Origin of the sequence: Devosia sp. SD17-2, assembly GCF_029201565.1 — a bacterium.
Classification (GTDB): Bacteria; Pseudomonadota; Alphaproteobacteria; order Rhizobiales; family Devosiaceae; genus Devosia.
In genome coordinates this window covers 2,186,670-2,204,727 of record NZ_CP104002.1, presented here as the reverse complement: position 1 = coordinate 2,204,727, position 18,058 = coordinate 2,186,670, and the positions used below count along the sequence as shown (strand labels likewise).

Below are 18,058 nucleotides of genomic sequence, written 5' to 3'. Positions count from 1 at the left end.
AGCCGCGCCTAGAAATCGCCGCCGATATCGAAATCGCCCCAGCCGCCGTCATCGAGGCTGCCTTCGTCGAGACCGGTGTCATCGAGACCCGTTTCATCGATCTGGCCGTCGGCCTCGGCCGCATGGGCTTGACTGCCGCCGAACATGCCGGCAATGGCGCTGCCGAGCAGCACGCCGCCGGTGACGCCGAGGGCAGTCTGCGCTGCGCCGGCAAGAAAGCCTGAGCCGCCCCGCGGTTCGCGGCGTGGCGCTTCCTCGACATTGCCCCAGGGGCCACGACGCGGCTGGGTCTGCGGCTCGGGGCGATCATCGCCAAAAATGCTGTCGACAAAACCGCCGGGACGCTGGGATGAACCGGCCTCAAGGGCCTCGATCCGTTTCTGCTGCTCGCGCAGAGCCGCTTCCTGGACGATGATGGTCTGGGCCATGAAATAGGCGGCGGACGGGTTTTCCCGCAGCCGCTGGCGGATCAACTGTTCCGCCTCGACGTCCGGTCGATCGCTGTTGCGCTCGACATTGGCGAGTCGGTCGAAGAGGTTTTCGATGGCGCGTTCGTCGTCTGGTCTGATCATGGGACGCTCCTTCCGTGTGTTGACACAAAGATGGGCAGTCGACCGGCCCGGCGCAATGCTCAGCGCGGCTTTTGGCTCAGGATAAAGCCGATGATGACGGCGACGGCCTCATAGAGTTCGAGCGGGATGGTGTCATCGAGCTCGATCTTGCTCAGCGCTTCGGCCAGCATTGGATTGGCTTCAATGACGATGTCGTTCGCTTCGGCAAGCGCCACGATCTGGGCAGCCACAAAACCACGCCCCTTGGCCACAACGCGCGGCGCGCTGTCCTCGCCCTTCTCGTATTGGAGTGCGACGGCGAGATGATCCATGGGTGGACGATCTGTCATAGCAGGGCGTCCACGGCACCACCGGCGCGCTGCGCCGACAGAGGATCGACCGGCGGCCCCAGGCGCACGACGATGGCGCCGGGCAGCAGGCCAACCCCGGAAAGCTCCTGACGAAGAGCGTCGAGACCGCCGTAAGGTCGGCGACGACTTCCTTGCGCTCGGCCCAGAGGAGAATGCCCGTCAGCTTGCCGCGCAGCGACACCTGCGCACCGACTTCCCCAAGCTCGGGCAGATTGGTGGCAAAACTGACCTGCCAGCTCCGGTCTTCTGCATCGATCGCGTCAGCATGGGCATCCTGATGGATCTGCAATTGCAGGATAGTCTGATAGCCGGCCACGGCGATCGGCAGATCGGTATTCCACTGCATCTCATTGCGCTGCGCCGCCTCAGGAAGCGAGGCGTGCTGCTGCAGGCGCAATCGCGATAGCGCGCCGTCCGTGCGCTCGAGAAGGAGGCGACCGGCATTTTCGCCGTCGAGAGGAAGGACCGGCGGCAATGGCTCGACCTGACGAACCCGCGGGATCATGCCGCGCAGGGGTGGCGGCACGCGCAGGATTGGCGAAAGCTGCGCCTCGGCGCCGAGCCACTGGGCAAGCCCCTGACGGAGGGAAAGCAGGGCCGATTTCATGTCGCCCGCCGCAGCGGCAGGCCGATTGGCAGCGAGCGCCGCTTCCTGAAAGAGGCCCGATTTGGCGACGGCGGACTTGAGAGCGGCCGCATCAGGCTTGCCATTGATGTCGAGCTGAGTGCCAAGAACCTGCCGCGCGGCTTTCAGCAAAGGTTCGGGCAAGCCCGATTGCGACATGAGCGCGGTGAGGAGCCCGGTGACACCCGCGACACTGCCCTGCTGGGGGATGGCGTGCTGCACCATCTGCGCCAGCGCGGCCTGAACTTGCCCCTGACCGGCTGGCGCGGGAAGAACGGGACCATAGGGCGTGGCCGCACGCGCCATGGACGCGGTGTTTGCGGAGGCTGCCGCCGACGGGTTGGCTGGCGGGGCCGAGGCGCCGGGGATAGCGGGGGATGGCGCCTGCGAAACGGTAACCGGCTGCGCACCAGTCTGCGCGGCGCCTCCCGCCGATGTGGGCTGCGAAGCGGGCTGAGCCGTGGGCCCATAGGCCTGTGTGGCCGGCGGCATTGGCCCGCCCTGCCCCTGCGAAAGCTGAATGCTTGTTGCCGGCTGGGACTGCGCCTGCCCCGGCGGCGGACGGCTCGACAGCAGGGCGAGGCGCATCTGCCCATCCACCTGTTGGACGGCCAAGGTCAATATGGAGCCGACCGGCTGGGCACTGGGCAGATTGATGGCCAGGAATTGTCCGCCGACCTGTACCCGCGTCATGCCGCCGGCCGCCTGATGCAGCACGCGGGCCTCAAGGTTCTGGCCCGGCGTCAGAGAGAGTGCACGCAGCAACGATCCGGCCTTGGCATGAAATACCACCGGAAGTTGCGACGAGATGGTCATATGCCGATCGTCTCCAGCCGCCTCATGCAGCCGGGAGTAATCCTATGGGGGATTTGGGAAAATGTGGAGGGCCTTGTGTCAGTCCTTGCGGACGTCCTTGTATTCCATGGTCGCAGGCTTGCCGCGGAAGGTGACCCAGAAGAAATTCAGCGTGTAGGTCGCGGCGGTCTTGAACACGCCTTCAGCCTCGAGGCGGCGACCAGAGGTCTTCATTTTGAGACCAAAGGTCCATTTGACGCCACCGATCCGCGACAGGCGCACGGCCACGTCGGTATCTTCGCCGAAGAACTCGATCGAGCGGTCATAGCCACCGGCCTTTACCCAGGCGTCGCGCTTGAACACGAAATTACCGCCCTGCACCACCGAGCCGACCCGCAGGATGAAGCGGTTCAGCACATAGATGAGATAGGTGAGCCCGTAAAACATGTTGACCATCAGGCGATTGTGCCAGGCCATGTCATAATAGATATAGGGGCCGCTGAGGCACACCAGGTTCTGATCTCGCGAGAATTCCGTCATCACGACGTCCAGCCAACCCTCGGGAACGATGGTGTCGCTGTCGATATTGGCGATGAGATCATAGCCCTCGCTGGCGGCAAAGCCGGCATCGCGCGCATTGACGAGGCCCTTCTTGGGCTCGTCGACCACACGCACGCCAGCATAGCTGCGGGCGATCTCGCCGGTACGGTCCTTGGACGCATTGTTGACCACAATGACGTCGGCCGGGATGCCGGAACGCTTGATTTCCGCCAGAACCGACTCGAGGCAAGTGCCGATCAGCTTCTCCTCGTTATAGGCGGGAATGACGAAAGCCAGCTTCATAGGGATCCTTCTGCTGGCAGAACACCAGCTTCACAAACCTGCTGCTCTTAGCGCGAGAGCGGTTCCGGGGCAACACATGGCGGAATGCGACAGTGAAAGGTTAACGGCGACGTTCCCAAAAACGCCGAGCCTGCTATGATCGCCTAGGTGAGGCTTGGCCTTGGCCGCAATGTCGGGAGAGTATTGAGGGCATGAACAGATCTCTTTGCACCCTTGTGGCGGTGCTTTTCGGAGCGACGTCAATTGCCTATGGGGCGGACGGCACAGCCGTTGGGGTCGATCCCGACGCCTTCGCACGCGGCGGATCAGCCGAACGCATCCTGCATGTCGGCGCAGATATTTCTCTCGGCGAAGAGATCGTGACCGGCCCTTCGGGCAAGGTTCAGATCGTTTTTGCCGATGAGACCCGGCTCGTGGTCGGGCCGCAGAGCGCGCTGCTGATCGAGTCCTATCTGATGGCCGGCGATCCCAACGACAAATTTGCCATCAATGCCCTCGCCGGCAGCTTCCGCTTCATGTCCGGCAATGGCCCGAAATCGGCCTATTCGATCCAGACCCCGACCGCCTCGATCGCTGTGCGCGGCACCAAATTCGACATTTCCGTCGGCGACGGACAAACCGATGTGCTCCTGTTCGAAGGGGCGGTGACGGTCTGTACATCCGGCGGCGTCTGCCAGGAGCTGTCCCAATTCTGCGACATCGCGTCCTTCGGCGGCGGCGGCGCAGAAAAGATCGGCCATGGCGACCGTGCGCACGGCGCAGCCGGGAAAAAGTTCAACTTTGCCCGCTTCCCCTCGACAGTCATGGGTGACTTCCGCGTCAGCGGCGCCACGCAGTGCATGTCTCCACCGGAGCCCTCATCGGCCCCAGCATCGCTCTCTGCTGCCAACAGCGACGAAAAAGTCGCCGCGCCGAAGGAGCCGATCAAGGACGGTGAGGACGACAACGACGGTGGCAGCGACAACAATGGCGGCGGTGGCGACGATGATGATGACGACGACAACAATGGTGGTGGTTCGGGCCACGGTGGCTGCGGTTGCGGCGGCCATAAGAATCGAAACTGAACCGGGCCTGCGCTGGCTGAGACGCTGAGCCCTCAGGGCCGGGCAAGGTGGACGTGAGGTGCCCGGCGACGATGCCGGCAGCTCCTATTGAGGTAAAGACGCTGACCAAGACCGCCGATCCGGGCCGCAACGTTGCCGAGCAGAGTTTTATTCGTCGGCTGCGCGAAAAACTGCGGCTGCTCTATCACTCGCACTCGCCTCGGGCGGTCCGCTTCCAGGCAGCGGTGCTCGTGGTCGATCTCGCCATCATCGCATTTTTCATCGCCAGCCCGCTGCTCAGGGGCAACGCGATCTACCTCTGGCTGGACTATTCGATCGCGGCTCTGCTGCTTATCGAGCTGGCAGCGCGGGCGCTGGCCTCGACTGATGTGAAACGCTGGCTGCGCCAGCCCTCGGTCATCATCGATATCTTCATCCTCGCAACGCTGCTGGCACCCACCTGGCTGTTCAACCTCGGCTTCCTCAGAATATTGCGGCTGTGGACGATGACCCGATCGGGCCTGATCTGGCGCCCCCTCAGGAAATACGGGTTTGGCGCCTATCAGGACACGATCCAAGCGGTGATCAACCTCCTGGTATTCCTCTTCGTCGTCACCGGGTTCGTCTATACTGCCTTTGTCGGGGAACACAGCGGCATCGAAGGCTATATCGACGCGCTCTATTTCACCGTGACGACCATGACCACCACCGGTTTTGGCGACATCACCTTGCCCAGCTCGTGGGGCAAGATGGTTTCCATCGTCATCATGATCATCGGCATCTCGCTGTTCGTGCGGCTGGCCCAGCTGGTGTTCCGGCCGGCCAAGGTCACCTTCCCCTGCCCGCAATGCGGCCTCACCAAGCATGAGCCCGACGCCGTGCACTGCAAGGCCTGCGGACACATCCTCAATATCCCCGATGCCGGGGAAGGCTAGTCGCCTGTCCCTACTTCTTGGGGAGCACCGGCAGCCGCAGGCGGAAGCACGCGCCGGGCAATGATCCCTGGGCCAGTTCGAGCGTGCCATTCATGCGCGTGACGATCTGGCGGCTGATGGCAAGGCCGAGGCCAGCGCCGGTCTGGTCGACAGAGCCACGCAGGCCCCGGGCGAATTTTTCGAAGATCAGCGTCCGTTCGTCCTTGGGAATACCCGGCCCGTTGTCGGAGATGTCGACCACGAAATGCCCCGACCAGACAATGGCGGTGACCCGCAGGCGCGGTTGGTCGGCGTCGTTGTATTTCACTGCATTGGCGATGAGGTTGATAAAGACCTGGCAAAGCCGGTCGGCATCGCCCTCCACCATAGCTGGGCCGGAGCGCTCGCCGAACTCGACCGCAAAACCCTTTTGGCGCAGCAGGGCGTCGCACACGGTCAGCGCCCGGTTGAGCGCCGCATCGGCATCGACCGGCACATTTTCCCAGGCGCGCTCGCCGCGCTCAAGGGCGCTGAGATCGAGGATTTCATCGAGCAACTTGGTGAGGCGCAGACTTTCTTGGTGGATTGTCGTTACGAAACGGTGGCGCTGAACGTCGTTCAGATCGCCCGGTTCGAGCAGTATTTCCGAGAAGGAGCGAATGGACGTCATCGGCGTGCGCACTTCGTGGCTCACCTGACTGAGGAATTCATCCTTCTGGCTGTCGAGCTCGCGCAGCTGCATATTGGCGTCCTCGAGCTTCTGCGCGGTGAGGCGAAGCTCTTGCGAGGTTTTCTCCAGCCGCTGGGAATATTCCTTGGCCTGCTGGGTTTCGTCGGCCATCTGCATCATCTCTTCGAGCGACACATCGGCGCCGGCGACGACTTTTGAGAGCATGACATGGGCCGAGGCGGCGCCGATCGAGCCGGCCAGCTCACGCTCAAGATGGGCCACGAATTCAGGCGTCGGGTCCATCATGACAGGGTCGACGCCTCTTTCCCGCGCGACCATTTCGAAGAGGGCAGCGGCGCGTCTTTCGCCGAGGACACGCTCGGCCACGAAAAAGAGATCGTTGGCGGTAGCGGAGCCCGGCGCGAAGACGCGTTGCGGCAGGCCGCTGTGGCGGAAGACGTCGACGAAAGCCGTCGCCTGGATGCGTTCCAGCGCGGAGGGCGAGGTGATCAGCGAGCCGATGACCAGCACGAGGACGTTGATGCTGAGGCTCCAGAAGGCGGCATGGGCCAGCGGGTCCCAGTTTTGGAGGCCGAACATGGCTTCGGGGCGCAGCCAGGAAATACCCCATGGGCCGGCATCGAGAAGAGCCGAGACGGCGGGTGACACCGAGTCGAACGACGGCAGGAAGCAGCACCAGGCCCAGAAGACGAAGCCGATGGCGATGGCGGCGGTGACCGCCTTCAACGACGCATCGCGCCAGAAGATGGCCGCCAGCAGCGCCGGGAAGAACTGGGCGATGGCGGTGAAAGAGATCAGACCGATGGGTGCCAGCGCATCGGAATCGCGGGTGAAGAAGAAGTAGAAAAAACCAAGCGACAGGATGAGCACGATGGAGACGCGCCGGGCGATCAGCAGGACCCGGGTCACGCCTTGCCCGTCGCTGTTCTGCCGGATGGCACTGAGCTTGAGCACCAGCGGCATGATGATGTGGTTCGAAACCATGATCGAGAGCGCGATGGACTCAAGGATAATCATTGAAGTGGCAGATGAGAATCCACCGATAAACGCAAATAGCGCCAAGCCATTTTGTCCCGCAGCTAGCGGCAGGGTCAGTGCGAACATGTCGGGATTTGAGCCATCCGGCATGACCGCCAACCCATAGACGGCAATGGGCAGGATGAAGATGCTCATCGCCATCATGTAGGCCGGGAAGGCCCAGCCAGCGACGCGCAGATGGTTCTCGTTGGAGTTCTCGACCACTGTCACCTGGAACTGGCGCGGCAGGCAGACGATGGCGGCGATGGAGAGCCCCATGGTGGTCAGCCAGCGGCTGTCGAAGCTGGTGGCTGTATCCACCGCCAGCCCACGCTCGGCGGCGAGACGGAAAATGCCCTCAAAGCCGCCGCCGATATAAACGACGAATACCCCGACCGCGACCAGCGCAGTGAGCTTGACCACCGCCTCGAAGGCAATGGCGGCGACAACGCCGTGGTGCTGCTCCTTGGCATCAACGTGGCGCGTGCCAAAGAGAATGGTGAAGAGGGCCATGCCAGCGGCGACGCCGAAGGCGAGGCCGACATCGTCAATGCCTTTCAGACTGCCCTGCCCGAATTCGGATGAACCGGCGACGGCCTGGATGGACGACGTCACGGCTTTGAGCTGCAGCGCGATATAGGGCGCGATTCCGACGACGGCGATGCAGGTGACGAGCACGCCGAGCCGGCTCGACTTGCCGAAACGCGAGGAGAGAAGGTCGGCCAGCGAGGTGATGCGATGCAGATGGCTGATGCGCACGAGGCGGCGCAGGAGAAAATACCAACCCACGAACACCAGTGTCGGGCCGAGATAGATGGTCATGAACTCGAGCCCGCTGCGGGCCGCATTGCCCACAGCTCCGTAGAAGGTCCAACTGGTGCAGTAGACGGAGATCGAGAGGGTGTAGACCGCGGGCGAATTGAGCCAGCTGTTCTTGTTTTCCCTGGCCCGGCGATCGCCGAAATAGGCGAGGACGAAGAGCAGGCAGACATAGGCTATGGCCGTTGCAATGACGAAATCGGCCGACAGCATCTAGCCTTCCCCCTCTGTGCCATCCTGCGTGGCGTCGAGCGGCAAGTGCCTTGTGAGCAGGGCAATCCCGACGATGAGCAGGACCCACACAGCAAAAAGGTAGACCACGATCTGCGGTATGCCGAAGAAGGAAATCTCGTGGTTGAATAGCAGCACAAGTGGTGGGAACAGCAGCAGCCCACCGCCAAGGGTGAGCACCAGCATGCCGCCGACGATACGGCGCCTATCCGGCATTTTCGCCCAAGATGCCGCGCACCACGTTGACGACCTCGGCGTTGGAATAGGGCTTTGTCACGAAGGCGTCGGCACCAAGGTCCTCGGCGATGCGCCGGTCCTGCTGCTGGCCCTTGGCGGTTAGGATAAGAACCGGGAGGCGGCGCATGTCCGCGTCCCCCCTGATCTGCTTGAGCACGTCAAAGCCGCTGCGCTTGGGCAGCATGACGTCGAGCACCAGCATGCGCGGCCGAATCCGCCGGATCGTGTCGACCACGACATCGCCGTCCGTTACCGAACCAATGCTCCAGCCAGCACGGCGCAATATGAAGTCGAGCGACTCGAGAATACTCGGCTCGTCCTCCGCGATAAGAATATCAACTGCCAAACTTCCCCCCAGTGCCAGCGGTCTCCCCTCCACCGACCCTCTCACTAAATCGTAATCAGGCTGAATCTCCAAGGCCGAATTCGTGCGGCACCAACGGAACCCGCGTCGCCGAAACGGGCCCGCCCGGAGAAAGCACCTCCTCCTGCCGAGCCGCACAATCGCGGCGCGTGCACAGCCGGCAGGTAGGGCCGACCGGGACATCGGCCGCCTGATCGAGCAGATTGAGCCCCTGACCATAGACGGTCCGGTCGGCATGCAGCACGTCGCAGGCCAGCATGACCGAGACGACATTGTTTGGCTCGCGGAAGGACGCCGGCCGCTGCTGCAAAGAGCGGGCGAGAAACATGTAGCGGGACCCGTCCGAGAACTGGACGACCTGACGCAGCATGGCCTCCGGCTGTCGGAAGGCGCAATAGATGGCCCAGAGCGGACAGGCGTGACCCGTATTGGGCAAGAGGAGGCCGGGCAGCGGAAAATGCTTGGTCAGCCGCCCGGCTGGGTCGGAGCGCAGGAAGCCAAAGGGAATTCCCTCCTCTCCCGGACGTCGCAGCGACACGAGGCGATGGGCAATCTGCTCAAAACTGCCGTTAAACCGCTGCCGCAGCCGATCGATATCGTAACCGCAGGCTTCCGCTTCGCCGAGAAAGCGCGAATAGGGAAAGACGATAGCACCCGCCAGATAGGAGCCGAGTGCGCGCGCCGCCAGCCTACGCGCCCTGTCGGTGGAGAGCCGGGCAAGCTCGAGGGTCTGCCGCAGGACATCTGCTGCGGAGAGCTCGCCAAAAAGGCGCGCCAATTGGAATTGACGTGTCGCCAGGGTCGTCGAGCCCTGAAACCACATGATCCGCGCGTCGGGACGATAACGGTACTGGCCGGGAAAATCGGGACTGTCCGGTGGCCCGCCAATGATGGTGCGGACACCAAATCCACTTTCAAGCGCTGAGACGAGGGTTTCGACGCCGAACGTCCCCTGCGCGTCCAGCTCGACCCGCAACCGCACGGCTGCGTCCTCAAGCTGGGGAAAGTGGTTCTGCTGCTCGATGATCATGTCATCGATTTCGCGCAGCGCCGACACGCTGCTCGCCGCCTGGCTAGAACTCTCGAACTGGCCGATGAGGCTGCGCGCCACTTCGCTCAGCGTCCGGGTCTCGCGACCGATCGCACCGAGAAACCGGCTGCGTTCCGCGTCGTCGAGATCCTGAACGTCTTCGAGAATTTCAGCACTAGAGCGGATGGCGGTAATGCCGGACAGGACCTGATGCAGCAATTGCCCCAGGAGCGGGTCTGACCGGAGACGATCGGCATAGGCATCAGCATCGGCCACCGCCCCCATATAGGCGCGGTGCATCCGCGCCAGGGCCATGGCACTGGCCGGATATTGCGCCACGAGCTGCCGCCGCTCGTCCGGCTGGAATGGCAGCGACTCGACGGCTGGATCGGCATAGGCCTCTTCCAGATCCTGGAGCAGCTTTTGTTCAGCTTCGCCGGTGAGATCGCCGATTTCAATGTCGAGACATTGGGCCACGCGCTGCAGCAGCGAGCCCGCAATGTCCCTTTTGTTGTTCTCGATGAGGTTCAGATAGCTCGGCGAGATGCCGATCTGGCGCGCCAGGGCTGCTTGCGAAATGCGCAGCGATTTCCGCCTGTTACTGATCCGAAATCCGATTGGCGCACGCATTTCCCACCCCCATCAGTCAACGAATTTACGAAGACCCGTGAAATACAGAACAACAATTTACAGAATTATTCAATGAATACAACGGGATATTGCGCCCCTTTTCAAATGTGACGAAACTCTGACAGCGGTGAGTGGCTGACAATGTATCAGCGGCCCCGCGCCATAAGGAGGAGCTTTATGACACTTTTGAAGCGCGGGCTGTCCCGCCGCAGGGTATTGCAAACCGGCATGGCCGGCATCATCGGCACGGGCGTAGCGCCCATGGTGTTCACCAAGGGGGCTTGGGCACAGGAGTTCTGCAACGACCCCACAGGCGACACCGTCACGATCGGGCTTAACCTGCCCCTGACTGGCGCCTACGCGGAAGAAGGTGCCGATGAGCAGAAGGCCTACGAGCTGGCCATCGCCCACCTGAACGGCGAAGGCGATGGCGGGCTGATCAACGTCCTCACCCCCACCGCTCTCAAGGGCAACGGCATTCTCGGCAAGAAGGTCGGCTATGTGTCGTCCGACAGCCAGACCAAGTCCGACGTGGCGCGTGCCGGCGCAACCCGCATGATCGAACGCGACGGCGCCATCATGATCACCGGCGGTTCGTCCTCGGGTGAAGCCATCGCCGTGCAGAGCCTCTGCCAGGAGATGGGTATCATCTTCATGGCCGGCCTCACCCACTCCAACGACACCACCGGCAAGGACAAGCGCCGCTACGGTTTCCGTCACTTCTTCAACGCCTACCAGTCCGGTATCGCTCTCGGCCCGGTTCTGGGCGAGCAGTACGGCAAGCAGCGCCGCGCCTACCACCTGACCGCCGACTACACCTGGGGCTGGACCCAGGAAGAGTCGATCATGGCGGCAACCGAGGCCCTCGGCTGGGAAACCGTCGCGGCTGTGCGCACCCCGCTCGGCTCCTCGGACTATTCCCAGTACCTCACGCCGATCCTCAATTCTGGCGCCGACGTGCTGATCCTCAACCACTATGGCCTCGACATGGTGAACTCGCTGCCGCAGGCCGTGCAGTTCGGCATGCGCGACCGCCAGGCAAACGGCCACAACTTCGAGATCGTCACGCCGCTGATCTCCGAATTGATGGCCAAGGGCGCCGGCGAATCCGTTCGTGGCGTCTTCGGCACCTCGAACTGGCACTGGAACCTGCAGGACCCCGGCTCCATCGCCTTCACCAAGTCCTTCGGCGCAGCCTATGGCTCCCCGCCGTCGCAGGCCGCTCACACGGCCTATGTCCAGATGCTGCTCTACGCAGATGCCGTGGAACGCGCCGGCACCTTCTATCCGCCAGAAGTCATCAAGGCGCTGGAAGGCCACGAGTTCGACGGCATGGGCAATGGTCGCACGCTTTACCGCGCCGAAGACCACCAGTGCATGAAGTCGGTTCTGGTTGTGCAGGGCAATGAGTCGCCCACCAGCGAGTTCGACGTTCTCAACGTGGTTCAGGAAGTGGGCCGCGACGTCAGCACCTACGACGCCTCGATCTTCGGTGGCGAGCTCGGACCGGCAGAGCCGGCACCGCTCTGCGCCTAAGTCCAGTTGATCAGGCACTCTTAGGGGGGCGCCCCGTCACCGTCGGACAAGTCCGGCGGTGGCGGGGTCCACTTACAGAGCCTGCTGCAGCGACATGTCGCTGAACGGAGCATGCAATGTTCGAAGTCATATTTCTTCAATTCCTGAACGGGCTCGATAAAGGCGCTGCCTATGCGCTTATCGCCCTCGGACTGACCCTGGTGTTCGGCACCCTGGGCGTCGTCAATTTCGCCCATGGCGCCCTCTTCATGCTCGGAGCCTTCTGCGCCGTCACCGTGCGCATGTTCCTCACCATGGAGACGGTGACCATCGATCCCGAAAAGCTCTCTCCATGGGGTCAGCCGCTGGAAGTGCGCGAGCCCCTGGTTCAGGCGTGGCTCGGTGATTTCGGAGCGGTCCTGGTCAACTATTCAGTTCCATTCTCGATCCTGATCACGATCCCGGTGATGCTGGTGATCGGCATCGCGCTCGAGCGCGGCATCATCAAGCACTTCTACAAGCGCACCCACGCCGAGCAGATCCTGGTGACCTTCGGTCTCGCCATCGTGGCCCAGGAAGTCATCAAGTCCGTTTACGGCCCCAACCCCATTCCCCAGCCCATGCCGACGGACCTGCGCGGCGCTGCCGATATTGGCGCCTGGCTGGGCATGCAGGCCAATGTCATCACCTACCCGATCTGGCGCCTCGTCTACTTCCTCTTCGCCGGCGTGGTCATCGGTGGCGTCTTCGCCTTCCTCCAGTTCACCACCTTCGGCATGGTCGTTCGTGCCGGCATGGCGGACCGCGAGACCGTGGGCCTGCTCGGCATCAACATCGACCGACGCTTTACCATCATGTTCGGCCTGGCCGCCGTCGTCGCTGGCATGGCAGGCGTGATGTACACCCCGCTCCTGCCCCCGAACTATCACATCGGCATGGACTTCCTGGTCCTCAGCTTCGTGGTGGTCGTCGTGGGCGGCATGGGCTCGCTGCCCGGTGCAGTCGCGGCCGGCTTCATGCTCGGCATCCTGCAATCCTTCGCCTCGATGAACCAGGTGAAGGCCATTTTCCCCGGCATCGACCAGATCATCATCTATCTCGTCGCCGTCGTAATTCTACTCGTTCGTCCCCGTGGCCTGTTCGGCCGGCGCGGCGTGATGGAGGCCTGACGTGACCAAATTCATGTCCCGCAACGACCTCTTGCTCCTTGTCGGCTTCGCCGTCGTCGTCCTCGCCATGCCGATCTGGCTGGCACCAATCGGTGCCGGCTACCCGGATCTCTTGCAACGCTTCATGATCTTCGGGCTCTTCGCCGTCGGCTTCAACATTCTGTTCGGCCTCACCGGCTATCTCAGCTTCGGGCACGCTGCCTTCTTCGGAGTCGGCTCCTATACGGCGGTCTGGTCGTTCAAGCTGTTCACGCTTGATGCCATCCCTGCCCTGTTCTTTGCCGTGATCGTCTCCGGGCTCTTTGCCCTCGTGATCGGCTTCCTCAGCCTGCGTCGGACCGGCATCTACTTCTCGATCCTGACGCTCGCCTTTGCCCAGATGAGCTATAATCTGGCCTATTCGGTGCTGACCCCGATCACCAATGGTGAGACGGGCCTGCAGCTGACCCTGTCGGATCCGCGTATCATCGACGCTGCGGTCGGCCAGACCTTCGTTGGCCAGCCCGTCCCGACGCTGCTCGGCCAGTCGCTGGGTGGCTATGGCGGGTTCTACTTCTGCGCATTCTTCCTGATTTTGGGCTTTTTCTTTGCCCAGCGCGTGGCCGGCTCGCCCTTCGGCATGATGCTCAAGGCGATCAAGTCCAACCAGACGCGCATGCAGTTCACCGGCTTCAACACCCGTCCCTATGCCCTCTCGGCATTCGTGATCTCGGGCATGTATGCCGGCCTGGCGGGCGCCCTGCTCGCCGTGACCGACCCGCTCGCCGGTGCGGAACGCATGCAGTGGACGGCCTCTGGCGAAGTGGTCCTGATGACCATTCTCGGCGGCGTTGGCACGCTGATCGGGCCGGTGATCGGCGCCTGGGTGATCAAGTACTTCGAGAACATTCTCTCGGCCCTCAATGACAACATCCTGGCCCGCTTCTTCAGCTTCCTGCCTGAAGGTGTCGACTCCGTCGTGGTCAAGGTCATCAGCAAGTTCGTCGGCGACGGCTGGCACCTCACCCTGGGCCTGCTCTTCGTTGTCATCGTGATCTTCCTGCCCGGCGGCATCATGGAAGGCGTGCGGCGCATCGCTGCCGCATTCCGCAGCCGGGGCGCCACGCCCCGCGCCGCCACCAAGACCCAAGCTGCAGAGTAGGATCAGAAAATGGCAGATACCAACGTAGTCCTGCATGTGGCGGACGTGCACAAGCGGTTCGGGGGCCTGCATGCTCTCGCCGACATCGACCTCCAGGTGGAGGAAGGCAAGACCCACGCGATCATCGGGCCAAACGGCGCCGGCAAGTCGACCCTGCTCAACGTCATCATCGGCAAGCTGCCGCCGACCAGTGGCCAGGTTGTCTTCGACGGCACCATCCTGACAGGGCGCAAGCCCCACCAGATCAACCAGCTGGGTATTGCCCGCGTGTTCCAGACGCCGGAAATCTTCTCCGATCTCTCGGTGCTGCACAATGTGATGATCCCCGCCTTTGCCAAGCGCGACGGCGACTTCGGGCTCAACATGCTGCGGGCGCTCGAGAGCGAGACGGGCATCCGGGAAGAAGCGCTGCACATGCTTGAAGATGTCGGGCTGGTGAACCGGCGCGACACGCCGGCGGGGTCTCTCTCGCGCGGTGACAAGCGGCGCATGGAACTGGCCATGTGCCTGATCCAGCATCCGCGTCTGCTGCTGCTCGACGAGCCGACCGCCGGCATGAGCCGGCACGACACCAACACCACGATAGAGCTGCTCAAGAAGATCAAGAGCCGCGGCATGACCAAGGTGATCATCGAGCACGACATGCATGTGGTGTTCTCGCTGGCCGACAAGATCTCGGTCCTCGCGCAGGGGCGCATCATCGCCGATGGCACGCCCGATCAGGTGCGTGGCAATCCCAAGGTGCAGGAAGCCTATCTCGGAGGAGCGCATTGATGAGCGCAGTTGCCATGCAATCCAGTGTCGCCTCGGGCAGCCACGCTGCCGACATCGAAACCACCCGCCCTTTCTTCTCCGTACGGGACGTTCACGCCTATTACGGAGAAAGCTACATCGTCCAGGGCGTGTCCCTGGATGTGCGACAGGGCGAAATTCTCGCCCTCCTGGGCCGCAACGGCGCGGGCAAGTCATCCACACTGCGCACCATTGCGCGAACAGACAATCCACAGCTTCGCCAGGGGGAAATCTGGCTCGACGGCAACCCCGTGCACGAGATGAAGAGTTTTGAGGCGGCGCGAGCCGGCATTCAGCTCGTGCCCGAGGACCGTCGAATTATTCAGGGCCTGACCGTCGAGGAAAATATCGCCCTCGCCAAGGTCGCGCCCGGCAATGGCTGGAGCCTCGAGCAGATCTACGAGAGTTTTCCGCGCCTTGCCGAACGCCGCACGCAGGAAGGTGTGACGCTTTCGGGCGGCGAGCAGCAGATGCTGGCCATCGCCCGTGCGCTTGCCCGCGACCTGAAACTGCTGCTGCTCGATGAGCCCTATGAAGGGCTGGCCCCGGTGATCGTGCACGAGATTGAACGCATTCTGCATTCGATCAAGCCGCTCGGCATTACGACGGTCATCGTCGAGCAGAACGCGGTGGCCGCGCTGAAACTGGCCGACCGGGCCGTCATTCTCGACACCGGTGAAGTGGTGTTCAGCGGCACGGCCAAGGAAGTGCTCGACAACGCCGAGCTTCGCCACGAATACCTCGCGATCTAACACGCGAGGAAGTTTTACCTTTCAGGAACAACGAGTTACCCTGGGTTCTTTGGGTTCTAAAGGCATGTTGCCGATTTCACCCTCTCCCCGCTCGAAGGACTCAGGGTACATTTTCCAGCGGCGGCACCGGGGCAATGGTAATGCCCTCAGCTTCGAGTGCCGCTCGCACGTCGCGCGCCAGATCGACCGCACCCGGCGTATCGCCATGCAGGCATATCGATCGCGCCTTTGATTTCAGAACCGTCCCATCAATAGCCACGATCTCTCCGGCCAGCGCCAGACGCAGGCAGCGGGCGATAACGGCCTCAGTATCCTCGATGACGGCACCCGGCTCGCTCCGGGCGACCAGCAGACCCTCGGCCGTGTAGGCGCGATCGGCATAGGCCTCGCGGATCAGCGGGGCGCCAACGGCATTGGCGGCCCGAACCTGTTCGCTATTGTCGAGGGCAAGGACGGCGATCTTTGCATCCATTGCCTGAATGGAGGCAAAAATCGCGACGGCGAAGGCCAGCTCTTCGGCCGTTTGATTGGCAAGGGCGCCATGCAGCTTGACGTAGGACAGCGGCACACCGACTTCCTCGGCGATATAGCGCACGAGAAAGATCTGGTCCCGCACCTGTGACAGCAGTGTATCGAGCGGCACGACGAGGCGAAATCGCCCGAACCGGGCGCGATCGACATAGCCGGGATGCGCCCCGGCCCGCACGCCCCGCGCCTTGCACTTCTTGAGCACATGCCGGATCGTCGCCGCGTCACCGGCGTGGCCGCCCCCGGCGATGGAGGCGCTGGAGACGATATCGAGCAGGTCGTCGTCCGTGCCCACGCCCTCGCCGAGATCGGCGTTGAGATCGATTGTCGTCATGGCAATTGGCTCCGCAATATCCGATGCGCGTTCGCGAGGCTGACGGGGGTGAAGGATACGGCACGATTGGGCCTGATCTGCGCGAAACGCGAGAGGTCGACCGAGATGACGGTACCGATCCGCGGATAGCCGCCCGTGGGCTGGTGATCCCGCATCAGCACGATCGGGGTCCCGTCCCCCAGAATCTGGATGTCGCCAGACACGACCGGGTCGGACACGAGCGAGAGGATCTTTTCGTTGGCAAAGACCCCGCCGGGGTCGCCGAGGCGTACACCCATGCGGTCCATGGTCGGCGTGGTCCTGAACTCCGCTGCAACAAACGCCTGCCGCACATCGGGAGAGAACATTTCCGCGTGGAGGCCCCACACAAAGCGGATCGGGCCCTCGTCGACGGCTATCGGCTCCGGTGCCTGAGGCTCCCCGCCCTCGCCCTCAAGCACCAGTTCGTCGCCAGCGGCAAGGGTTTTACCGGAGAGGCCACCCAGACGCGCCCGCGTACTGGTGGCGATGCTGCCGAGCACGGGCTTCACTTCAAGCCGGCCGCCAAACCGCAGATAGCCGTAATTGCCATAGGGGCCCGCCGAGATGGTGAGCCTGTCGCCGGCAACGAGCCGCGTCTGTCCGGGCCAGTCGAGAAGCTCGCCATTGAGACCGATCGTAAAGCCTCCGCCGTCCCAACCGGCGAAGGTTTCGCCATCGAGGACAGTGAGATCAAGGCCAGCCATGGTGAATTCGACGCCAGACGCGTCACTGGCTCCCGCCCAGCGGCCGGCCCGGGCGAAGCTCTTGGTATCCATGGGTCCCGATGCGCTGATGCCATGGCTGAGCATGCCGAACCGGCCAGGATCCTGAAGGCTGACCAGTGGACCGGCGCGATCAATACGTAACCGCGTCATCACCGAGCCTCGAAGGTCAAGAAATCGCCCGCCCGCAGCTGGGTGGGCGGATCGGTGCGGGCGTCGAAATTGCGAAAATCGGTCCTGCCGATCACGTGCCAGCCGGTGGGAATATCGGTGGCCGCGATAGCCGTCTGCCCAGCCGCAAAGAGCACGCTGCCCGCCGGCACCATCGGCCGCACATTCTGCCTGCGCGGCAGGATGAGATCATCGGGGTGAAAGCCGCAGTAGACAAAACCGGGCGCAAAACCTGTCGCCAGCACGCGGAGCGGCGCCGCATTGTGGCGAGCGATGAAACTCGCGGGATCGAGGGCCAATGCACCCGCGACCTCGGCAAGATCAGGTCCGTCGGAACCGCCAAATATGATCCCGATCGTGTGGGTATCCGGCGCCCGGGCACTGTGTTGCCCGGTCAGTTGCAGGCGTAGCTCGCCGCAGACGGTGTCAAAATCGGTGTGGAGCGGATCGTAGCGCAGAAATACCGAGACGAGGCTCGGCACGACCTCCTCGACGCCCGCAGGCGGAGAAGCGAGCAGAGTGTCGGCGAATGCGATGGCGGCGGCATTGGCAGCCTCATCGAGCTGCGCTGCAAAGCGCACGAGAATTCCGCAATCCCCCATAGGCACGATCATCCGCCTTGTCGGGGCAATCGACATCATCGGAAATCCCGTACTCTCCAGGGCGTTGCTTCAGCCCTGTTGCGCTAGGCGGGCGGGCTTCCCTTCTTGCGGCGCCGCCTTGTGGCGGCACCGGCCTTTATCCTCAGATCA

General features: G+C 63.0%; 18 protein-coding genes. 7 read left to right on the top strand and 11 right to left on the bottom strand.

Annotated features, from left to right (window positions below):
- Positions 1 to 8 precede the first annotated feature (8 nt).
- The 4 genes from NYQ88_RS10845 to NYQ88_RS10835 all read right to left on the bottom strand — a co-directional run bounded on the left by NYQ88_RS10845 (position 9) and on the right by NYQ88_RS10835 (position 3,185).
- Complete coding sequence (locus NYQ88_RS10845) at positions 9 to 572, bottom strand: DUF2076 domain-containing protein (RefSeq protein ID WP_275651158.1); 564 nt, start codon at positions 570 to 572, stop codon at positions 9 to 11.
- Positions 573 to 631: 59 nt separating this feature from the next.
- Positions 632 to 823: an EscU/YscU/HrcU family type III secretion system export apparatus switch protein gene (locus tag NYQ88_RS10840; RefSeq protein WP_345774587.1), complete on the bottom strand. Its 192-nt coding sequence runs from the start codon at positions 821 to 823 to the stop codon at positions 632 to 634.
- Positions 753 to 2,363 carry a hypothetical protein gene (locus tag NYQ88_RS20790; protein WP_345774586.1) on the bottom strand — a complete coding sequence of 537 codons (1,611 nt, stop codon included), beginning with the start codon at positions 2,361 to 2,363 and terminating at the stop codon, positions 753 to 755. The genes NYQ88_RS10840 and NYQ88_RS20790 overlap by 71 nt, the downstream gene beginning before the upstream one ends.
- Before the next feature lie 78 nt (positions 2,364 to 2,441).
- Positions 2,442 to 3,185: a glycosyltransferase family 2 protein gene (locus NYQ88_RS10835; RefSeq protein ID WP_275651156.1), complete on the bottom strand. Its 744-nt coding sequence runs from the start codon at positions 3,183 to 3,185 to the stop codon at positions 2,442 to 2,444.
- Positions 3,186 to 3,376: 191 nt separating this feature from the next.
- Here NYQ88_RS10835 and NYQ88_RS10830 point away from each other — a divergent pair, with 191 nt between their 5' ends.
- Positions 3,377 to 4,249, top strand: a complete 873-nt coding sequence (locus tag NYQ88_RS10830; RefSeq protein WP_275651155.1) for a FecR family protein — start codon at positions 3,377 to 3,379, stop codon at positions 4,247 to 4,249.
- 71 nt (positions 4,250 to 4,320) lie between these two features.
- Positions 4,321 to 5,163 carry a potassium channel family protein gene (locus NYQ88_RS10825; RefSeq protein WP_275651154.1) on the top strand — a complete coding sequence of 281 codons (843 nt, stop codon included), beginning with the start codon at positions 4,321 to 4,323 and terminating at the stop codon, positions 5,161 to 5,163.
- A gap of 10 nt (positions 5,164 to 5,173) precedes the next feature.
- Here NYQ88_RS10825 and NYQ88_RS10820 read toward each other — a convergent pair whose 3' ends face one another.
- From NYQ88_RS10820 to NYQ88_RS10805, 4 genes are read right to left on the bottom strand one after another with little or no spacing between them, the layout of a single operon-like run.
- Positions 5,174 to 7,882, bottom strand: coding sequence for a sensor histidine kinase (locus NYQ88_RS10820; RefSeq protein ID WP_275651153.1), 2,709 nt, complete (start codon positions 7,880 to 7,882; stop codon positions 5,174 to 5,176).
- Complete coding sequence (locus NYQ88_RS10815) at positions 7,883 to 8,116, bottom strand: hypothetical protein (RefSeq protein WP_275651152.1); 234 nt, start codon at positions 8,114 to 8,116, stop codon at positions 7,883 to 7,885.
- Entirely contained in the window at positions 8,106 to 8,483 is a 378-nt protein-coding gene (locus NYQ88_RS10810; protein ID WP_275651151.1) for a response regulator, read from the bottom strand. The genes NYQ88_RS10815 and NYQ88_RS10810 overlap by 11 nt, the downstream gene beginning before the upstream one ends.
- A 55-nt stretch (positions 8,484 to 8,538) precedes the next feature.
- Positions 8,539 to 10,161 carry a helix-turn-helix domain-containing protein gene (locus NYQ88_RS10805; RefSeq protein ID WP_275651150.1) on the bottom strand — a complete coding sequence of 541 codons (1,623 nt, stop codon included), beginning with the start codon at positions 10,159 to 10,161 and terminating at the stop codon, positions 8,539 to 8,541.
- Between the two features lie 177 nt (positions 10,162 to 10,338).
- On the opposite strand from NYQ88_RS10805, the gene NYQ88_RS10800 reads away from it, so the two are divergent.
- The 5 genes from NYQ88_RS10800 (at position 10,339) to NYQ88_RS10780 (ending at position 15,530) form a co-directional block, all read left to right on the top strand.
- Positions 10,339 to 11,697 carry a substrate-binding protein gene (locus NYQ88_RS10800; protein WP_275651149.1) on the top strand — a complete coding sequence of 453 codons (1,359 nt, stop codon included), beginning with the start codon at positions 10,339 to 10,341 and terminating at the stop codon, positions 11,695 to 11,697.
- Positions 11,698 to 11,813: 116 nt separating this feature from the next.
- Complete coding sequence (locus tag NYQ88_RS10795) at positions 11,814 to 12,845, top strand: branched-chain amino acid ABC transporter permease (protein WP_275651148.1); 1,032 nt, start codon at positions 11,814 to 11,816, stop codon at positions 12,843 to 12,845.
- A 13-nt stretch (positions 12,846 to 12,858) separates the two neighbouring features.
- Positions 12,859 to 13,986 (top strand): branched-chain amino acid ABC transporter permease, encoded by a 1,128-nt coding sequence (locus NYQ88_RS10790; RefSeq protein WP_275654903.1) that lies wholly within the window; start codon positions 12,859 to 12,861, stop codon positions 13,984 to 13,986.
- A gap of 9 nt (positions 13,987 to 13,995) precedes the next feature.
- Entirely contained in the window at positions 13,996 to 14,760 is a 765-nt protein-coding gene (locus NYQ88_RS10785; protein WP_275651147.1) for an ABC transporter ATP-binding protein, read from the top strand.
- A gap of 14 nt (positions 14,761 to 14,774) precedes the next feature.
- Positions 14,775 to 15,530 (top strand): ABC transporter ATP-binding protein, encoded by a 756-nt coding sequence (locus tag NYQ88_RS10780; protein WP_275654902.1) that lies wholly within the window; start codon positions 14,775 to 14,777, stop codon positions 15,528 to 15,530.
- A gap of 100 nt (positions 15,531 to 15,630) precedes the next feature.
- Here the strand turns inward: NYQ88_RS10780 and NYQ88_RS10775 are convergent, their stop codons facing one another.
- The 3 genes from NYQ88_RS10775 to NYQ88_RS10765 are packed head-to-tail and all read right to left on the bottom strand — an operon-like array spanning position 15,631 to position 17,947.
- Entirely contained in the window at positions 15,631 to 16,392 is a 762-nt protein-coding gene (locus NYQ88_RS10775) for a 5-oxoprolinase subunit PxpA (protein ID WP_275651146.1), read from the bottom strand.
- Positions 16,389 to 17,288, bottom strand: coding sequence for a biotin-dependent carboxyltransferase family protein (locus NYQ88_RS10770; RefSeq protein ID WP_275651145.1), 900 nt, complete (start codon positions 17,286 to 17,288; stop codon positions 16,389 to 16,391). Before NYQ88_RS10770 ends, NYQ88_RS10775 begins: the two co-directional genes overlap by 4 nt.
- On the bottom strand, positions 17,288 to 17,947 hold the full coding sequence (locus NYQ88_RS10765; RefSeq protein WP_275651144.1) for a carboxyltransferase domain-containing protein: 660 nt from the start codon (positions 17,945 to 17,947) through the stop codon (positions 17,288 to 17,290). Before NYQ88_RS10765 ends, NYQ88_RS10770 begins: the two co-directional genes overlap by 1 nt.
- Positions 17,948 to 18,058 lie beyond the last annotated feature (111 nt).

What these genes read in the sequence shown, in the direction of transcription:
- NYQ88_RS10845 (WP_275651158.1), bottom strand. Translation starts at nt 572, where the DNA reads ATGATCAGACCAGACGACGAACGCGCCATCGAAAACCTCTTCGACCGA.
- NYQ88_RS20790 (WP_345774586.1), bottom strand. Translation starts at nt 2,363, where the DNA reads ATGACCATCTCGTCGCAACTTCCGGTGGTATTTCATGCCAAGGCCGGA.
- NYQ88_RS10835 (WP_275651156.1), bottom strand. Translation starts at nt 3,185, where the DNA reads ATGAAGCTGGCTTTCGTCATTCCCGCCTATAACGAGGAGAAGCTGATC.
- NYQ88_RS10830 (WP_275651155.1), top strand. Translation starts at nt 3,377, where the DNA reads ATGAACAGATCTCTTTGCACCCTTGTGGCGGTGCTTTTCGGAGCGACG.
- NYQ88_RS10825 (WP_275651154.1), top strand. Translation starts at nt 4,321, where the DNA reads ATGCCGGCAGCTCCTATTGAGGTAAAGACGCTGACCAAGACCGCCGAT.
- NYQ88_RS10820 (WP_275651153.1), bottom strand. Translation starts at nt 7,882, where the DNA reads ATGCTGTCGGCCGATTTCGTCATTGCAACGGCCATAGCCTATGTCTGC.
- NYQ88_RS10815 (WP_275651152.1), bottom strand. Translation starts at nt 8,116, where the DNA reads ATGCCGGATAGGCGCCGTATCGTCGGCGGCATGCTGGTGCTCACCCTT.
- NYQ88_RS10805 (WP_275651150.1), bottom strand. Translation starts at nt 10,161, where the DNA reads ATGCGTGCGCCAATCGGATTTCGGATCAGTAACAGGCGGAAATCGCTG.
- NYQ88_RS10800 (WP_275651149.1), top strand. Translation starts at nt 10,339, where the DNA reads ATGACACTTTTGAAGCGCGGGCTGTCCCGCCGCAGGGTATTGCAAACC.
- NYQ88_RS10795 (WP_275651148.1), top strand. Translation starts at nt 11,814, where the DNA reads ATGTTCGAAGTCATATTTCTTCAATTCCTGAACGGGCTCGATAAAGGC.
- NYQ88_RS10790 (WP_275654903.1), top strand. Translation starts at nt 12,859, where the DNA reads ATGTCCCGCAACGACCTCTTGCTCCTTGTCGGCTTCGCCGTCGTCGTC.
- NYQ88_RS10785 (WP_275651147.1), top strand. Translation starts at nt 13,996, where the DNA reads ATGGCAGATACCAACGTAGTCCTGCATGTGGCGGACGTGCACAAGCGG.
- NYQ88_RS10780 (WP_275654902.1), top strand. Translation starts at nt 14,775, where the DNA reads ATGCAATCCAGTGTCGCCTCGGGCAGCCACGCTGCCGACATCGAAACC.
- NYQ88_RS10775 (WP_275651146.1), bottom strand. Translation starts at nt 16,392, where the DNA reads ATGACGACAATCGATCTCAACGCCGATCTCGGCGAGGGCGTGGGCACG.
- NYQ88_RS10770 (WP_275651145.1), bottom strand. Translation starts at nt 17,288, where the DNA reads ATGACGCGGTTACGTATTGATCGCGCCGGTCCACTGGTCAGCCTTCAG.
- NYQ88_RS10765 (WP_275651144.1), bottom strand. Translation starts at nt 17,947, where the DNA reads ATGATGTCGATTGCCCCGACAAGGCGGATGATCGTGCCTATGGGGGAT.